The sequence below is a fragment of the Rhodothermales bacterium genome (genome assembly GCA_034439735.1).
In the GTDB taxonomy this organism is placed as follows: Bacteria; Bacteroidota; Rhodothermia; order Rhodothermales; family JAHQVL01; genus JAWKNW01.
On the sequence record JAWXAX010000069.1, the window covers coordinates 23,471 to 41,385 of the forward strand.

Below are 17,915 nucleotides of genomic sequence, written 5' to 3' on the forward strand. Positions count from 1 at the left end.
AGACCCGAAGGGTTTTGGAAACCCTTCGGGTCTCGCGCGGTCGGGCTTTAACGTAGAAGACACATTCTGGACGAGATTTGTACCCTGCCGGCGCATTTTTTTCCGACACTTCACATCCGCCGCTCCAGAATAGCTCCCAAATCGGTGCCAGATTCGTCCCATCCGGGTGCGGGTATCGACCGTTCGGCGGCTAGAATCGACGCCGTCACGATCTTGCGCCACCCTTTTGCCGGCGTTTGCCAATTCGACAGGCAGCGATTAAGTTCTCGTGGACTTCGATGGGTCCACGTTGATACCTCAAACCAATGGCCGCACCTTCCGTCGCCGAACGTCTCGACGCCCTGTACGAATTCGATCGAGAGCCCGTGTCATCGGATCGCCTCCAGGGTCCCACTAGCTTCATCGGCATCTACGCCGGCGAACATGTCGCCGGCACCGAGTTCGTTATCGGGCCTCTGTTTGTGGCGCACGGCGTCGCCGCGGTGGATTTGTTTCTGGGACTGCTGGTCGGCAATCTGCTCGCCGTGCTTAGCTGGGCGTTCATCACGGCGCCCATCGCCACCCGCACCCGGCTGAACCTGTACTGGCAGCTGCGCAAAATCGCCGGCCCCTACCTGCTGTTCGCGTACAATATCGTGAACGCGCTCATGTTCTGCTTCCTCGCCGGCTCGATGATCTCCGTCGCGGCGACGGCCGTCGGGCTACCGTTCGGGATGGATATGCCGAGTTTGAACGACGTGTACCCGAACTCAGTCGGCTGGGTGGTGGTTGTGTTGCTCGTTGGCGCCGTGGTGACCGTGCTCGCCATCCTGGGTTTTGAGAAAATCGCCTGGTTCTCGAAAATTGCGGCGCCGTGGATGTTTCTGGTCTTCATCGCCGCCGGCGTCGCCGTCCTTCCCCAACTCGGAGTGACGTCGTTCAGTGAGTTCTGGACTGTGGCAAACGATAAGATCTGGACCGGCGTGCCGCAGGCCGGCCGCGTTCACTTCACGTTCTGGCATGTCCTCTTTTTTGCCTGGTTCTGCAACATGGCGATGCATATCGGGATGGCGGATATGACGCTCCTGCGCTACGCAAAATCGTGGAAATATGGATTTTTGAGTGCCTTTGGCATGTACCTCGGCCACTATGTCGCCTGGATCGCCTCGGGCATTCTGGTGGCGCTCGCCATTCAAAACGGCGGCGAAGTGGCGCCGGGCCCGATTGCCTTCCTGGGCGCCGGAGTCGCGGGCGCCATCTGTGTGATCATCGCCGGTTGGACGACCGCCAACCCGACGATTTACCGCGCCGGCCTCGCCCTGCAGACGATCAGCCCCAACTGGAAACGATGGAAGGTGACGCTGGCTGTCGGCGTCATCACGACGATCGCAGCGCTTTTTCCCGCCATCATGATGCAGCTGCTGGATTTCGTGGCGCTGTACGGCCTCGTGCTGATGCCAATGGGCGCCGTCATCTTTGCCGATTACTGGATCCTGCCGCGCCTCGGCCTCCGGCAGAACTTCGCGGAATGGAAGGGGCTGGCGTTCAGCTGGCCGGCGGCGGTGAGCTGGGGAGGCTCCCTGCTTATCTGCTTCCTCCTCCCGATAGAGATCTTCTTCAAAGGCCTGCCCGGCTGGTTTATCGCTACGATTCTCTACATCGGACTCTGTCGGGTCCAGCAGCAGCGGACATCCACCCGAACCATCGAACAACCGGTATGAAACCCATCGCCAAACTTGTTTCGCTGGCGGCCCTGGCGCTGACCGTCGTGCCGGCCTTCCTCGTATTCGCCGGCTCGCTTTCCTGGGATCGACACGCGTGGCTGATGTTGGTCGGTACCGTGCTCTGGTTCGTGAGCGCGCCGCTGTGGATGAAACAATCGGAAGCGTGATATGCTACAGCCCGACGTTGTCGCACGGCAGAACGCCATCCTCCAGCAGGCCCACGAGGCCGACATCCGCCATCTCGGTGAGCAACTCGCCCGGCGTGGGGCCGATTTAGACCACGTCATCGAGGCGGTTCGCCAGTTCGAAGTCGCCATCCCGTCCTGGGCGCTCGGTACCGGCGGCACGCGCTTCGGCCGTTTCCCCGGTGCCGGCGAGCCGCGGGATATCTACGAAAAGATGGAGGACATCGCCGTCATTCAGCAGTTGATGCGGACCTGTGGTAAGGTGTCACTCCATATCCCGTGGGACGAGCCCGACGACGCGGCCGCCCTGAAGGCACACGCCGGCTTGCTCGGCCTCGGGTTCGACGCCGTCAACTCGAACACCTTTCAGGACCAGGCCGGCCAGGCGCATAGCTACAAGTTCGGCTCGCTGTGCCACACGAGCGCCGATGTCCGACACCAGGCCATCGAGCACCACCTGCACGTCATCGAAGTGGGGAAGACGCTCGGGTCCGACGCCATCACGGTGTGGCTCGCCGATGGAAGCAACTACCCGGGGCAGGCGCATCTGCGCAAGAGCTTCGAGCGGACGCTGGATGGATTGCAGACCCTTTACGCCGGCCTGCCCGCCGACTGGCGGCTGTTCACCGAGCACAAGCCGTACGAGCCGGCGTTTTACTCGACTGTCGTGCAGGACTGGGGCTCGTCCTACCTCCTCGCCTCGGCCCTCGGCCAGCGCGCGTTCTGCCTCGTGGACCTCGGGCACCACCTGCCCAACGCGAATATCGAGCAGATCGTGGCCCGCCTCATCGGCGCCGGCAAACTCGGCGGCTTCCATTTTAACGACTCGAAATACGGGGACGACGACCTCACGACTGGCTCCATCCGGCCCTACCAGCTCTTCCTCGTGTTCAACGAACTGGTGGATGCCGCGCGCGACCGGGTGCCGAACTTCAAGCCGGCGTACATGATCGACCAGAGTCACAACCTGAAGGACCCCATCGAGGCCCTCCTCCAGAGCGTGCAGGAACTCCAGCGCGCCTACGCCAAAGCACAGCTCGTGGACCGCGAGGCGCTGGACGGCTATCAGGAGTCGAACGACGCTTTGATGGCGGAAATGACGCTCAAGGCGGCCTTCGAGACCGACGTGCGGCCGCTCATCGCGGAAGCCCGCCGGCGCAACGGCGGCGCCCTCGACCCGATTCGCACATTCCGGCACTCGGGGTACCGCGAGGCTGTCGCCGAGTCCCGCTACACCGCCGCCTACATGCCGCCGCAAAGCCTGTGAAGGGGTTTAAGGTTTGAGGTTCTCGGTTTAAGGTCGTGTGTGGAGGTCGTTGCGACATCCCTTTTCATTTTTCCCTTTTCATTTTTCCCTTGCCCTCCCCCCCCACGTACCTTGCATTTGATCTGGGCGCCTCCAGCAGCCGGGCTGTTCTGGGCATCTGGGACGGGGATCACATGCGTCTGGAGGAGGTGCACCGCTTCGTCACCCCGATCGTCGAAGCGGGGGAGCGGTTATACTGGGACCTGGAGGCGATCGAGCGCGAACTCCACGCCGGCGTGCTCCGCGCGCTGGGGATGACGGACCGGCTGCGCTCCGTTTCGGTCGATGCCTGGGGGGTGGATTACGTGCCGCTCGACGCCTCCGGCCGGCCGTTGCGCCGGCCGTTTTGTTACCGCGATCCACGGACGAACGGGGTGATGGAGCGGGCGTTCGGCGTCGTCCCGAAGGCCGATATTTACCGTCAGACGGGCATCCAGTTTTTGCCGTTTAACACCCTTTACCAGGTGCTTGCCGACCGCGAGGCCGATTCCGAGGCGCTCCGCTGGGTCCATCGCCACCTGTTTCTGGCGGATTATCTGCATTACCGGCTATGCGGAGTGGCCGTCACCGAGTTGTCGATCGCCAGCACGAGTCAGATGATGGACGTATCTACTCGTCGATGGGCCGCGCCGATGATGGCTGCGTTTGGTCTCTCCGCCGGCCAGTGGACGGACATCGTGCCCTCCGGGACGATACTCGGCCCGCTCCATGCCGCGCCGGGCGTTCAGGCGATCGCCACCTGCTCACACGATACCGGCTGCGCCATCGCGGCGGCGCCGGCGACACCGTCATCCGGGCGATGGGCCTACATCAGTTGCGGGACGTGGTCGCTGCTCGGTGTAGAACGGACGACTCCACGGCCGACGGTCGCCGCCCGCGAGGCCGGGTATACCCATGAGGCCGGCGTCGACGGCACCATCCGGTTTCTGAAAAATCTGACCGGTCTCTGGTCGCTCCAGGAGTGTATGCGGGAGTGGGCCGAGGCTGGCGATGGCATCGGATGGCCGGCGTTGATCGAAGCCGCGCGTGCGGAAGGGCCGGCGCCGTCGCTGATCGACCTGGAAGACGCTCGGTTTCTGGCGCGGGGCGGGATGGAAGCGCGGCTGCGCGGCTGGCTGCGCGAACACGGAGCGCCGCAGCCGGCTTCGCGCGGCGCGCTGGCGCGTATGGTGCTCCAGAGCATCGCCGAAAGTTATCGCCGGGCGCTGGCCGATCTGGAAGCTGTGCTCGGCGAAACCATCGACACCCTCCATCTATTCGGTGGAGGTGCGCAAAATACGCTACTTTGCACGCTGACGGCCGCCGCCTGTAGCCGCCGCGTCGTGGCCGGCCCCACCGAGGCGACCGTGTTGGGCAATGTGCTCATCCAGGCGCGCGCCGTGGGCGATTTGCCGGCCGGCCTCAGCCTGCACGAAGCCGCCGCGCGCTCTTCGGACCTCGTGGAATACGGGCCATGAACGGCCTCCGCCCCAACGAACCCAACCACCATGCAAAATCTCTGGGACGACGCCGTCGCCGATCGCCTCGACCCCGTAGGCCGGCTCGTCTATCGCTCGAACCTATTGGGCCAGGACTGGCGGATCACGAACACCGGCGGCGGCAACACCTCCGCGAAGCTGATGGAGAGAGACCCGATGACCGGGCATACCGTCGAGGTCCTCTGGGTCAAAGGCTCCGGCGGCGATCTGCGTACGGCGAAGCGTGAGCATTTTGCCTCGTTGTATCAGGATCGACTAATCGCTCTACAGGCCATCTATGCCGGCCTCACCCCGCGCGGCCCGAAGACGCCGGCGGAGGATGCGATGGTGGACATGTACCGCCACTGTACGTTTAACCTGAACCCACGCGCCTCGTCGATCGACACGCCGCTTCACAGCTTCGTGCCCCACAAACACGTCGATCACACACATCCCGTGGCCTGCATCGCGCTGGCCACGGCCGAGAACGGGCCGGCGCTGACCCGCGAGGTGTATGGCGACGACGTGATTTGGGTCGATTGGCAGCGGCCCGGATTCGAACTTGGCCTGACGTTGCAAGACGTCTGCCGTCGGCACCCGAACGCGCGGGGCGTCATGCTCGGCGGCCACGGCCTCATCAACTGGGCGGAGGACGATCGCGCCTGTTACCGGCTGAGCCTGGAGCTGATCGAGAAGGCGGCCGCGTTTCTGGCCGCGCGCGACAAGGGTCAGGCCGTGTTCGAGGGGGCGAAGTATCCGTCGATGCCGGCGGCGGTTCGGGAAGATACACTGGTCGGCCTGCTGCCGTGGCTGCGCGGGCGTCTGGGGCAGGAACAGCGGATGATCGCTACGGTGGAGGCTTCGCCGTCGGTGCTGGAATTCGTCAACTCCGCCGCCGCGTCGCGCCTCGCGGAGCTGGGCACCTCGTGCCCGGACCACTTTCTGCGGACGAAGATCAAGCCACTGTACATCGATTGGAATCCCCACGCCGAGTCGCCCGGCGATCTCCATAAAAAACTCGACGCCGGCATCGCCGCGTACCAGGCCGATTACGCGGCCTATTACCAGGCTTGCAAGCGGTCCGACTCGCCGGCGATGCGCGGCGGCAGTCCTACGGTGGTGCTCATTCCCGGGCTGGGCATGATCGCCTGGGGGAAAACGAAGAGCGAATCCCGCGTAACGGCCGAGTTTTACACCTGCGCCATTGAAGTGATGCGGGGCGCCGAGGCTGTGGATACCTACACGGCCCTGCCACGCCAGGAGGCGTTCGACATCGAATACTGGGCGCTGGAAGAGGCCAAGCTGCAGCGGATGCCGCGGGAGCAGGAGCTGTCGCGGCGGATCGCGATCGTGTTCGGCGCCGGCAGCGGCATCGGCAAGGAATCGGCCGGCCGGCTGGCCGCGGAGGGCGCCGTCGTGGTGGCGGTGGACCTGCAGCAGGAAGCGGCGGACCAGACCGCTCGGGAGATTCTCGCCCGGGTGGGAGCCGGCATCGGGGTGGCCGGCACCGGTATCTCCGGATGCGGCGACGCGATCGGGCTGGCGGCCGACGTGACCGACCGCGACGCGGTGGCGGCGGTGCTCCGACAGGTCGTGCTGGCCTATGGCGGGCTGGACATCGTCGTGTTTACCGCGGGGCTGTATGTCGCACCTGACGCACAGGGACGGGTAGCGGATGGGGCCTGGATGAAGACCTTCGCCGTCAACACAATGGGGCCGAACATCGCCGCCGAGGAGGCCGCCGGCATCTGGCGGGCGCAGGGGCTGGCCGGCAGCATGGTCGTCACCACCAGCGTCAACGCCGTCGTCGCGAAGCGCGGCAGCATCGCCTACGATACCAGCAAGGCTGCGGCCGACCACGTCATCCGCGAGCTGGCCATCGAGCTCGCGCCGCTGGTGCGGGTGAACGGCGTGGCGCCGGCCACGGTAGTCGCCGGCAGCGCGATGTTTCCGCGGGACCGCGTCATCGCCTCGCTCATCAAATACGGCATCGCCTGGAGCGACGCGGAGACGACCGAGGCCCTGCGCGATAAACTCGCGGCCTTCTACAGCCAGCGCACCCTCACCCGCAAAGCCATCACCCCCGCCGACCAGGCGGAAGCCATCTTCCTCCTCGCCAGCGACCGGCTCGCAAAAACCACCGGCCAGATCGTCAATGTGGATGGCGGGCTGGCAGAGGCTTTCCGCCGCTAAGCGGCGGAAAGGGTTGCAGGTTGGCAGGTTACAGGTTCTTTAGACTGATTCCGTGCGCCATGTCATAGTTTGCTTTCAATAACCTGCCAACCTGCAACCCGCCCACCTGCAACCTGCCCACCTGCAACCTGCCCACCTGCAACCTGCCCACCTGCAACCATGACCGTCGCACTCTTCGTCCCCTGTTACATCGACCAGTTTTACCCGCAGGTCGCGGTGGCGACGCTGACGCTGCTCGAGCGGCTGGGCTGCGAGGTGGCGGTGCCGGCGGGGCAGACGTGTTGCGGGCAGCCGCTGGCGAATGCGGGGTTCGAGGCGGAGAGCCTCCCGATCATGCGCCGGTTCGCGGGCACGTTCGACGGATTCGACTACATCGTCTCACCCTCCGGGAGCTGCATTTTGCATGTCAAGGAGCACTACACCCGCCTCGGCGATCCGGCCCTCATCGAGCGCCTCCACGACAGGACCTTCGAACTCTGCGCCTTCCTGACGGACGTCCTCCTGGTCGACCGCCTGGATGCCCGGTTTCCGCACCGCGTGGGGATCCACGAGAGCTGCCACGGGCTGCGCGGGCTCCGGCTCGGGAAAAGCTCGGAGCGCAACGAGCCGGCGTTCAGCAAGCCGCGCCGGCTGCTGGAGATGGTGGATGGGATCGAGCTCATCGACCTGGACCGGTCCGACGAATGTTGCGGCTTCGGCGGCACCTTCGCGGTGAACGAAGAGGCCCTCTCCGTAAAGATGGGGCGCGACCGGTTGCGCGACCACGAGCGCCACGGCGCCGAAGTGATCACCGGCACCGATATGTCCTGCCTGATGCACCTCGAAGGCCTCGGCCGGCGTGAAAAACGGCCGCTGCGGTTTGTTCATATTGCTGAAATACTGGCAGGAGCGGGTGATTAGCGATTAGACGATTAGCGATTAGCGAATAGCGAATAGCGATTACACGATTAGCGGTTTGGCATCGACCATCGACCATCGACTATTGCCCCAGCCATTTTGCCCTTTACATTTTACATTTTGCCCTTAATCCCCCATGTCACACTCCGAAGCCGCCGCCCGATTTCTTGCCGACGAGGCCCGCACAGACTGGCACGATGCGTCGCTCTGGTTTGTCCGCGAGAAGCGCGACCGGGCGAGTGGGGTCGTGGGGGAGTGGGAGGCCTTGCGAGAGCGGGCGTCGCGGATCAAAGAGCATACGCTGACGCATCTGGACACATATCTCGAGCAGTTTGAGCGGCAGGCGCTGGCGAACGGGGTCCAGGTGCATTGGGCGAAGGATGCCGCCGAGCACAACCGGATCGTTTTGGAGATCCTCCAGCGGCACGGCGTACAGCGGTTGGTGAAGAGCAAGTCCATGCTCACGGAGGAGTGCCATCTCAACCCGTATCTGGAGCGGGCCGGCGTGGAGGTGGTGGACACCGACCTCGGCGAACGGATCGTGCAACTGCGGGACGAGCCGCCGAGCCACATCGTCCTGCCGGCGATCCACCTGAAAAAGGAAGACATCGGGGTGCTGTTTCACGAGAAGCTGGGCACGGAAGCCGGCGCGACGGACCCAAAGTACCTCACCGAGGCGGCACGACAGCACCTGCGGACGCGTTTCCTGGCAGCTGAAGCGGCCATCACGGGCGTGAATTTCGCTGTGGCGGAGACGGGCGGGTTCGTCGTCTGCACCAACGAGGGGAACGCAGATCTCGGCGTGCACCTGGCGAAGGTGCACATCGCCTGTATGGGGATCGAGAAGCTCATCCCACGCTCGGACGACCTGGGGGTGTTCACCCGGTTGCTGGCGCGGAGCGCCACCGGTCAACACCTCACCGTCTATACATCCCACTTCATCCGCCCGCGGCCGGGCGCCGAGTTGCATGTCGTGCTCGTGGACAACGGCCGGACGGAGCAGTTGAGCCGGCCGGACTTCTGGCGCTCGCTGAAGTGTATTCGCTGCGGGGCGTGCCTCAACACGTGCCCCATCTACCGCCGCAGCGGCGGGCACAGTTACGACGCCACGATCCCTGGCCCCATCGGCGCGATCCTGTCGCCGGGGCAGGATCTCATGAAACATAGCAGTCTCCCGTTCGCCTCCACGCTGTGCGGTTCGTGCAGCGATGTGTGCCCGGTCAAGATCGACATCCACGAGCAGCTGTACCGGTGGCGGCAGATCGTTGTACGGGCCGGCCACGTGCCGGCCAGCAAGAAGCTGGGGATGCGGATGGGCGGCTGGGTGCTGCGGAGCGCGGGCCGGTTCGCCTGGGCGGGCGCGCTGGGGCGCCGGGTGATCCGGTTCACGCCGGCCTGGCTCACGCGGCGGCTGCCCTGGGGGCGGGACCGCGAGTGGCCGGCGCCGGCGAAGCAGCGGTTTCAGGCGTGGTATAAAGCAAACAGGCCGCAGGGAGGCACCCCATGAGCAGTCGTGAAACCATCTTGCAGGCGATCCGGGCGCACAAGCCGGCCGGCGTGCCGCGTCCTGAATCCCCTGCGATCACCTCGTCGGATCCGGAAACCCTCGTCGCCGCCTTCGAAGCGATGGTTCAGGCGATCGGGGGACGTGTCGAGCGCACAAGCCGCGCCGGCGCGGCGGACGCTGTCGCCCGCGCCTACCCCGACGCCCGGGTGGTGGCTTCGGCCGTGGCCGGGATAGCCGGGACCGTCAGGCTGGAGGAAGTGGGTGATCCACACGACCTCGCCGGCCTCGATCTGATGGTGCTGGAGGGGGACTTGGGGGTGTCCGAAAACGGAGCCGTGTGGGTCTATGAACATCAGATGGTGCACCGCGCCGCGCCGTTTATTGCGCAGCATCTGGCGATCGTGCTCGACGCCGGCCGCCTCGTGCCCGACATGCACGCCGCCTACGCGGCCGTCCGGACGGACATCGAGGGCTTCGGCGTCTTCATCGCCGGACCGTCGAAGACGGCCGACATCGAGCAATCGCTGGTGCTGGGCGCGCATGGACCGCGGAGTCTGCTTGTTGTGCTGGTGTAGGTGGCGGATTTCATCCGCGTACCGTACCATGACGCCTCAGTCCATGCTCATATCCCCACGCCCATGAACGTCTCCACGCTCCGCATAGCCGCCCTGGTCGCCGGCGGTCTGTTGTTCGCCAGCTGCAAACCTTCCGACGATATGCCCGCCGCCGATCTCCCTAAAATCCTAAGCACCTCGTTTGGCACGACCCCGGAGGGCGCCAGTGTCGGTCTGTATACCCTCATGAATACGAGCGGTATGGAAGTGACGCTCACGGCGTACGGGGCCATCGTGACGTCCATCAAAGCGCCCGATCGGGAAGGACACTACGCCGAAGTGACGCTCGGGTACGACAATCTGGAGGCCTACCTCGCCGGCAGCCCGTTTTTCGGCGCCGTCGCGGGGCGATACGCCAACCGCATCGGCAACGGTCAGTTTTCGCTGGATGGCACCGTATATACGCTCGCCAAAAACAACGGCCCTAACAGCCTCCATGGTGGTATAAAAGGGTTCGACAAACAAATCTGGTCCGCCAACCCGATCGAGAACATGAACGGGGTGGGGATCGAGTTTACCTACGCGAGCGCCGACGGCGAAGAAGGGTATCCGGGCCGGCTCGACGTTCGGATCACGTATACGCTGTCCAACGACAACACCTTGCGCATCGACTACGAGGCGCGGACGGACAAGCCGACGGTTGTCAACCTCACGAATCACACCTATTTCAACCTGAAGGACGCCGGCAAGACGTCGATCCTGGGCCACGAGGTTCGCCTCAACGCAGACCGCTACACCCCGATCGACGCGACGCTCATCCCGACCGGTGAGCTCGCGCCCGTGGCTGGCACGCCGTTCGACTTCACGACGCCCCATACGATCGGCGAGCGGATCGATGCCGACGATACACAGATCGCCTACGGGATGGGCTACGACCACAACTTCGTGTTGAACCGGGAAGGGGAGGGTCTGCAACTCGCCGCGGAAGTGTACGAGCCGACCACCGGCCGCGTCCTCCAGGTCCACACCACCGAGCCGGGCGTCCAGTTCTACACCGGCAACTTTCTCGACGGATCCTTCGTCGCCCCGGACGGCGCCCCGTATGCGCGGAGGACGGGCTTCTGCCTGGAGACGCAGCATTTTCCGGATTCGCCTAACAAGCCGGATTTCCCCTCGACTCGCCTCGACCCCGGGCAGGTCTACCGCAGTTCAACCACCTTCACGTTCTCGGCCCGGTAAACGCGCGCGCCTCCGGTTCTTGTTCGTCGCCGTGCCGTGATGTAACGACAGCACATCGTCACATCACGGCATGTCAACACCGAGAACCTATCGCAGAGGGCCATTCATGAACGTATTTGTCACCGGTGGAGCCGGCTATATTGGAAGCACCGCCGTTCGAGATCTGGTCGACGCTGGCGATCGTGTCGTCGTGTACGACAACCTGTACCAGGGCCACCGCGCTGCCGTCCACCCTTCGGCCGTGTTTGTAGAGGGCGACCTGGCGGACCGAGCGCTGCTCGACGCCACCCTGGCGGCGCACCGGCCGGACGCCATCATGCACTTCGCCTCGCACACGCTCGTCGGCGAGTCCATGGAAAAGCCGTTCCTGTATCTCGGAGACAACGTCCGAAACGGGTTGAACCTGCTGGAATGCGCCGTGAAGCATGGCGTGGGCAAGTTTATCCTGTCCTCCACCGCCAATCTGTTCGGCGCCGCCGAGGTCATGCCCATCGAACCCGATGCGCCGATCGTGCCGGGAAGCCCCTACGGGGAGTCGAAGTTTATCCTGGAGCGCATGCTCCACTGGATGGATCGGGTATACGGGATGCGGTTTGCGGCGCTCCGGTATTTCAACGCGTGCGGGGCGGTGTCGCCCGATCACGGCGAGGATCACACGCCCGAGACCCACATCATCCCGATCGTCCTGCAGGTGGCGCTGGGGCAGCGCGAGGAGGTGGTCATTTATGGGACCGATTACGACACGCCGGACGGGACGTGCGTGCGGGATTACGTCCACATCAAGGACCTTTCGCAGGCTCACATCCTGGCGCTCCGGGCCCTGGATGCGGGGAGCCGGACGTACAACCTCGGCAACGGCAGCGGTTTCAGTCTGCTCGAGGTGATCGAAGCCGCGCGGGAAGTGACGGGGCACCCGATCCCGGTCCGCTTTGGTGCCCGGCGCCCCGGCGACCCGGCCACGCTGATTGCCGACAGCGCCCGGGTGCGCCGCGAGCTGGGGTGGAAGCCCGAGTATCCCGAGTTGAAGCAGATCCTGGAGAGCGCCTGGGCCTGGCACAAAGCCCACCCCCACGGCTTCGAGGAACGGGCAGTCGCGGCGTAGTGTCGGGTTCGACACGGGTATCTGATAATTGTGTATTATAGGGGGGGCCGTCCGGCTGGACCTGTCCGTTCAACCGTTATTCTAACCCCCGTCGCCTTGACTGTAGAGCAGATTCTTTTTGGGATAGTGAGTGTATTCGTGCTCGGTTTCGGAGCCCAGTGGCTCGCCTGGCGAATCCGCGTGCCTTCGATTCTACTGCTCTTGCTAATCGGGTTTATAGCCGGCCCGCTGACGGGCTTTTTGTCGCCGGCCTCGCTTCAGGGCGAGTGGGTTTTTGCCTTTGTGTCGTTATCGATCGGCGTCATCCTGTTCGAGGGCGGGCTGGGGCTTCGGGTGCGTGATCTACGCGAAGTCGGGACAGCTGTCGTGAGCCTGATCACGATCGGAGTGTTTATCACCTGGGTGCTTGCAAGCCTGGGCGCGCATTACATAGCCGGCTTCGAGATCGGCCTGTCCATTCAGATTGGCGCCATCCTGACCGTTACGGGCCCCACGGTGGTCATCCCCCTGTTGCGGCATGTGCGGCCGAGCGGTAGGGTGGGGATCATCGCACGCTGGGAGGGCATCACCATCGACCCAATCGGCGCATTGCTGGCGGTTCTCGTGCTCGAAGCGATCGTTTTGCTCAACGGCGCCGAGGCCGATCGAGTGAGCGAGGCCGTTCTGGAGGCGTTATCCGGTCTCTTTAACGTGCTCTTTGTGAGCCTGGGCGTAAGCATCACGGGTGCTGCGATGATGCTGGTGGTATTACGCCGGCGGTTGGTGCCAGACTTCCTGCTCAATCCCTTTGCGCTTACGCTGGTCCTGGCGACCTTCGAGCTTTCGAACATACTCCAGGAAGAGTCCGGGTTGCTGACGTCGACCCTGATGGGGATTATGCTGGCGAATCAACCGTATGTCTCGGTTCGTCGCATTGTCGAGTTCAAAGAGGATCTTCAAGTGGTGCTCATCGCTTCGCTGTTTATCCTCCTCAGTGCCCGGCTGGAAATCGGCGCTCTGGCTTATATCGATTGGCGGGCGATCCTTTTCCTGGGTTTTCTGATTCTCGTGGTCCGGCCGGCCGCCGTCTTCGGCTCCCTGATCCACTCCCGATTCGGATGGCGGGAGAAGGTATTTCTGTCGTGGCTGGCGCCGCGCGGCATCGTGGCGGCGGCGGTGGCCTCGCTTTTTGCTTTTCGATTGGAGCCGATTTACCCGGAGGTCATCGATGCCCTGGTCCCCATTGTATTTCTGGTTATCGTTGGCACTGTGACCGTCTACGGGTTGACGTTGAGCCCCCTCGCCCGTTACCTGGACCTGGCGCAGCCGGCGCCGCAGGGGTTGCTCATCCTGGGCGCCAATGCGTGGAGCATCCGTCTGGCGAAACTCGCGGAGGCGCACGGGCGGAGTGTGCTGGTCATTGACGCCAATGCCGGCTCCGTTGAACAGGCGCGCGCCCAGGGCGTTCGCGCCCAGGTCGCCGATGCTCTGTCTGACACCGCATTCGACGAACTCGATCTGGGCGGCATCGGCAAATTGCTGGCGATGACTCCCAATGACGAGGTCAACTCCCTGGCGTCGATCCATTTCTCCGAGGTGTTCGAACGCGCGGAAGTATTTCAGCTTGTCTCGAAGAACTCGGATCACGAAGAGCGGCACAGTCTGTTGCCCCTTCATCTCCGCGGCCGGCCCCTGTTCGCCGACGGTGCGGATCACGCGACCCTTACCCAACGCCTGATGCAGGGAGGAGAATTGCAGGCATTTGCGCTGGAGGAGTCGACGGACTATGAGGCGCTGATGGCGGAGTATGGCGAGGCACTCATCCCGTTGCTGCTGCTCAAGAAGGTATCCCGGGTGGAGGTGTATGTTGCCGGTGAGACGCGTACCCCGGAGAAGGGCGATGTCTTTGTTGCATTTTTGCCCCCTCCCCGGAGGGAGGATGAAGTAAACGACGAACACGTATATGTCGAGATGGTGCGCTCCGCCGGCATCGTCGATCTTGCGGACGCCCCGTCCCTGGCGTACGTGTTGGAGGAGGTCGCCGGCCGGCTGGTCAAACGCCTCTCGATCGACGAGCCCGACCTGCTTCGGGGCCTGAGTGAAGGGATTCGATTGGGCGCCACCCCCCTGGTGCCCGGCGTCGCGTTGCCGCATGCGCGTATTCCCCACATCGACCGTCCCCAACTCATCTTGTTACGCTGTCGAGCCGGTGTTCGCATCCGTTACGATGAGATGAAGGCCGACTCGGACGCCCCGATACCCGACGGCGAGACCGAACCGATCCGTGCCTTCCTCTTTCTTGTGACACCGCTGGACCGCCCGGGGCAAAACCTTCGGATTCTGGCGCACCTCGCCGGCCAGATGGAACGGTCGGGTTTTCTCGCGGACTGGATGGAAGCGAACGATCCGGATGCGCTCCGCGCCCTTCTCTTTCGGCAGACGGACAACCCGCTCGTGCGGCGTTAAGAATCCCCGGTGGGCGTCGATGTTTAAAGGGTAACGCGCCGGGTTCCCCTGACACGCCGTAAGGGGATTCGCGACATCGCGGTTCGGAAAATCCGCACATCCCAGACGAGAGTCACCCGTCCGGTTCCTCCGCTCCGATTTGTTTGATTGGATGACAGATCGTACATGTGGAGACTGGCGTTTGGATTTCGTATTGGCATGACCATTGACGGTACCTCCGCTACCATGCCGAAGCGAACCGCGCCGAACCGTTTTTATTGCTTGTTCCCATGTCCCATTCGATGAACAACGTACTCGCTGTCGTTTTGTGCGGCGGAGCCGGCACGCGGCTCTTCCCACTGACGGCCACGCACGCAAAGCCGGCTATTTCCCTTCTGGGAAAATATCGCCTTGTAGATATCCCGATTACGAACTGCTTGCGCGCCGGCATCAACCGGATCTTTGTGCTCACCCAATTTAATTCGGCGAGCCTGCACCGTCACATCGCGGACACGTACCGGTTCGATACGTACGACGAACGTTTCGTCTCTATCCTCGCCGCCGAGCAGACGCCGGAATCGACCGACTGGTACAGGGGCACGGCCGATGCGGTTCGGCAGGTGCTGCACCACCTGGACAATCACACGGGAAACCAGGTGTTGGTGTTGTCGGGGGATCAGATTTATGACATGGACTTCGACGCCCTCTTTCGCCACCACCTGCAGCGCGAGGCCGATGTGACGGTCGCCACGACGCCCGTGACGGCCGAGGAGGCAACCGAGTTTGGGATCATGCAGATCACGGACGACGACGCGATTTCGGTGTTTCGCGAGAAACCCACACCCGCGCAGCTCACATCCCTGGCCAGCCCGGTGCCCGAGGCGTTACATCGCGCCGGCCGGCGGTATCTGGCGTCCACGGGCATCTACCTGTTCGACAAACAGGTGCTCCGCCGGCTGTTGACGGACGACTCCGGCCGCCACGATTTTGGCAAACACATCATCCCGGACGCACTCGGAAAATGGCGCGTCGTCAGCTACCCGTTCGAGGGGTACTGGAGCGACGTAGGCAGCATCCGCTCCTACCACGCCGCCAACCTGGCGATGGCCCAGTCGCGGCCGTCGTTCGACTTTGTCACGTCCTGCCTCTACATGCGGACGCGTGCGGAAGCGTTACCGCCGGCGCGTATCCTCGGCTCACTCGTGCATGATGCCATCATTTGCGAGGGCTCAACCGTCTCGAATGCGCGCCTGTATCGCAGCGTGCTGGGTGTCCGCTCCATCGTTGGCGACAGGAGCACGCTCAAGAACACGGTGATGATGGGGGCCGACTACTTCGCGCAGGGGCCCTCGCGCGGGATGCGCCATGTCAACGCACCCGATCGGCCCGGTGTGGGGGAGGCCTGTTATATCGAGGGCGCCATCCTGGATTCGAATGTGAGTATTGGCAACGGGACGGTCATCGCGAACGAGGATAACGTGCAGGAAGGCGAAGGGCCCAATTATTACATCCGCGACGGCATCATTGTCATCCCCCGAAACGCCATTGTACCCGAGGGGTCGATAATCGGGGCGACGCATCTTCCCATTCAGATTACTCGCATGCCGGCGGAGTTCACCCGCCCCGTCGTCGCGGCGGTCGGTCTTCATGCGCCGGTGTGATGTCCCTATGCCACCCGGTTCTGAAGCGACCTTTGGGGCCACCAAGACCCCAAAGGTCTGCTTCCGTCGGAAAGAGGCGAGTTACTCGCCGGTAGGCGGGGCGTCTGTTTTCTTGAGCTTGTCAACCAGCTTTTCGGCGCCGGCTTTCATCTCGGTGAAGTTCTCCTCCATCTCATCCTTCAGCTCTTCCCACTTCTCCTCGCCGGATTCGCGCACCTTGTCCAGCTTTACTTTGAGGGCTTCGCGCTTGACCTCCAGTTCTTTGGCCTTCTCGGCGAGGTCTTCTTTCAATTCTCCGGCTTCCTCGACAAGCTTGTCCTTGGTCTTGTCGAACCAATCGAACAGTTTGCCGGCTTTGTCCAAAAAGTCTTGTTTTTCCATGATCGTGATGGGTTTCAGGGTGGCAGTGTACAGGTAGGCCTGGCATTACCGGCCATGATGGATATTATGAACGCGATTCGCTCGTGTGGGTCGGATGCGTGGGCGAAAACTACGTGATAGCGGGCAAAAAAGATACGAGTCGGCGGTATTCTCGCCGTCTCACCTTCTGATCATCAAGAAGGTCATCCTCAAGAATGGGAATACAGTGCGGGGTCGCGCCGCCAGGACTGCAGCTCTTTCATATAATTGGCCCGCTCAAACGCCGAAGGCTCCTTGACGTGGCGCTGGCTCATACTGCCGCGCATCTGGAGGATCGATTCGTATTCGTGGAGGGTCATCCAGTGCTGGAGTTCATCGAGGACGACGGCGATGCGGTCGATGCCATGCTGGAGCAGCTCGGAGGCCATCATGGTCACATTCGCGCCGGCCATGACGCCTTTCAGCACGTCCTCGAAGGTGTGGACGCCGCTCGTGATGGCAAAGTCCACGGGGACGCGCCCGTACAGGATGGCCACCCAGCGGAGCGGGAGGCGGAGTTCGCCGGACGTGCTGAGCACGAGGTGCGGGCGCACCTCCAGCGCCTCGAGGTCCATGTCGGGCTGATAAAACCGGTTGAACAGCACCAGTCCGTTTGCGCCGGCGCCGGCGAATTGCAGCGCCATGTGGGCCATCGAGCTAAAGTACGGCCCGAGCTTGACGGCCAGAGGAATGGAGATCGTTTCGCGGACGGCGCGCACGATGTCCAGATACCGCGCCTCGACCTCGGCCCCCGTCTGGTCCGGATCGGTGGCGACATAGTAGATATTCAGCTCCAGCGCATGCGCGCCGGCCTGCTCGATCTCCCGGGCATACCGCACCCAGCCTCCTGTCGAAATTCCGTTCAGGCTCCCGATGATCGGGATCTCCACCGCCTCGCGCGCCTTTCGAATCTTCTCCAGATACTGATCGGGCCCGACATGGTAGGCGTCCGCCTCGGGAAAATAACTCAGCGCCTCGGCGAAGCTCTCGGTGCCGTAGTCGAGGTAATGATCCAGCCGATGGCTCTCTTTCGTCAGCTGCTCCTCGAAGAGGGAGTGCATGACCACCGCCGCCGCGCCGGCGTCCTCCAGCCGGCGGATGCCGGACAGGTGCTCGGACAGCGGCGAGGCCGACGCCACGATGGGGTTTTTGAGCGAGAGGCCGAGGTAGGAGGTGGATAGATTCATAAGGTTGGCCGTCTGTAGGGACGCGATACATCGCGTCCGTGTATCGTTTTCGCGGATGGGGTCCGCGTATCCAGGGGACATATAGAGACACGAGGTATCGT

At 63.4% G+C, this 17,915-nt stretch carries 13 protein-coding genes and 1 pseudogene; 12 read left to right on the plus strand and 2 right to left on the minus strand.

From position 1 onward, the window contains the following. Positions 1-305: 305 nt before the first annotated feature. From SH809_05020 to SH809_05075, 12 genes and pseudogenes are all read left to right on the plus strand, one after another. Positions 306-1,700: a hypothetical protein gene (locus SH809_05020; GenBank protein ID MDZ4699049.1), complete on the plus strand. Its 1,395-nt coding sequence runs from the start codon at positions 306-308 to the stop codon at positions 1,698-1,700. Then, the gene (locus SH809_05025) at positions 1,697-1,870 is read left to right on the plus strand and encodes a hypothetical protein (protein ID MDZ4699050.1); all 174 of its coding nucleotides are present in this window, start codon (positions 1,697-1,699) and stop codon (positions 1,868-1,870) included. The genes SH809_05020 and SH809_05025 overlap by 4 nt, the downstream gene beginning before the upstream one ends. A gap of 1 nt (position 1,871) precedes the next feature. Continuing rightward, entirely contained in the window at positions 1,872-3,155 is a 1,284-nt protein-coding gene (gene rhaI, locus SH809_05030; protein ID MDZ4699051.1) for an L-rhamnose catabolism isomerase, read from the plus strand. An 89-nt stretch (positions 3,156-3,244) separates the two neighbouring features. After that, positions 3,245-4,651, plus strand: coding sequence for a rhamnulokinase family protein (locus SH809_05035; protein MDZ4699052.1), 1,407 nt, complete (start codon positions 3,245-3,247; stop codon positions 4,649-4,651). A gap of 27 nt (positions 4,652-4,678) precedes the next feature. Then, positions 4,679-6,844 (plus strand): annotated as a pseudogene (locus SH809_05040) (bifunctional rhamnulose-1-phosphate aldolase/short-chain dehydrogenase). A 159-nt stretch (positions 6,845-7,003) separates the two neighbouring features. Then, on the plus strand, positions 7,004-7,744 hold the full coding sequence (locus SH809_05045; GenBank protein ID MDZ4699053.1) for a (Fe-S)-binding protein: 741 nt from the start codon (positions 7,004-7,006) through the stop codon (positions 7,742-7,744). A 133-nt stretch (positions 7,745-7,877) separates the two neighbouring features. Then, on the plus strand, positions 7,878-9,248 hold the full coding sequence (locus SH809_05050; GenBank protein MDZ4699054.1) for a lactate utilization protein B: 1,371 nt from the start codon (positions 7,878-7,880) through the stop codon (positions 9,246-9,248). Continuing rightward, positions 9,245-9,823 carry an LUD domain-containing protein gene (locus tag SH809_05055; GenBank protein ID MDZ4699055.1) on the plus strand — a complete coding sequence of 193 codons (579 nt, stop codon included), beginning with the start codon at positions 9,245-9,247 and terminating at the stop codon, positions 9,821-9,823. The genes SH809_05050 and SH809_05055 overlap by 4 nt, the downstream gene beginning before the upstream one ends. 63 nt (positions 9,824-9,886) lie before the next feature. Then, entirely contained in the window at positions 9,887-11,041 is a 1,155-nt protein-coding gene (locus SH809_05060; protein MDZ4699056.1) for an aldose epimerase family protein, read from the plus strand. A 106-nt stretch (positions 11,042-11,147) separates the two neighbouring features. Continuing rightward, positions 11,148-12,143, plus strand: a complete 996-nt coding sequence (galE, locus tag SH809_05065) for a UDP-glucose 4-epimerase GalE (GenBank protein MDZ4699057.1) — start codon at positions 11,148-11,150, stop codon at positions 12,141-12,143. A 96-nt stretch (positions 12,144-12,239) separates the two neighbouring features. Next, positions 12,240-14,588 carry a cation:proton antiporter gene (locus SH809_05070; GenBank protein MDZ4699058.1) on the plus strand — a complete coding sequence of 783 codons (2,349 nt, stop codon included), beginning with the start codon at positions 12,240-12,242 and terminating at the stop codon, positions 14,586-14,588. Between the two features lie 281 nt (positions 14,589-14,869). Further along, positions 14,870-16,228 (plus strand): sugar phosphate nucleotidyltransferase, encoded by a 1,359-nt coding sequence (locus tag SH809_05075; protein ID MDZ4699059.1) that lies wholly within the window; start codon positions 14,870-14,872, stop codon positions 16,226-16,228. A gap of 81 nt (positions 16,229-16,309) precedes the next feature. Here SH809_05075 and SH809_05080 read toward each other — a convergent pair whose 3' ends face one another. Together SH809_05080 and SH809_05085 are read right to left on the minus strand one after the other, a co-directional pair. Next, positions 16,310-16,609, minus strand: coding sequence for a hypothetical protein (locus SH809_05080; GenBank protein MDZ4699060.1), 300 nt, complete (start codon positions 16,607-16,609; stop codon positions 16,310-16,312). A gap of 188 nt (positions 16,610-16,797) precedes the next feature. Next, complete coding sequence (locus tag SH809_05085; protein ID MDZ4699061.1) at positions 16,798-17,814, minus strand: dihydroorotate dehydrogenase-like protein; 1,017 nt, start codon at positions 17,812-17,814, stop codon at positions 16,798-16,800. Positions 17,815-17,915 lie beyond the last annotated feature (101 nt).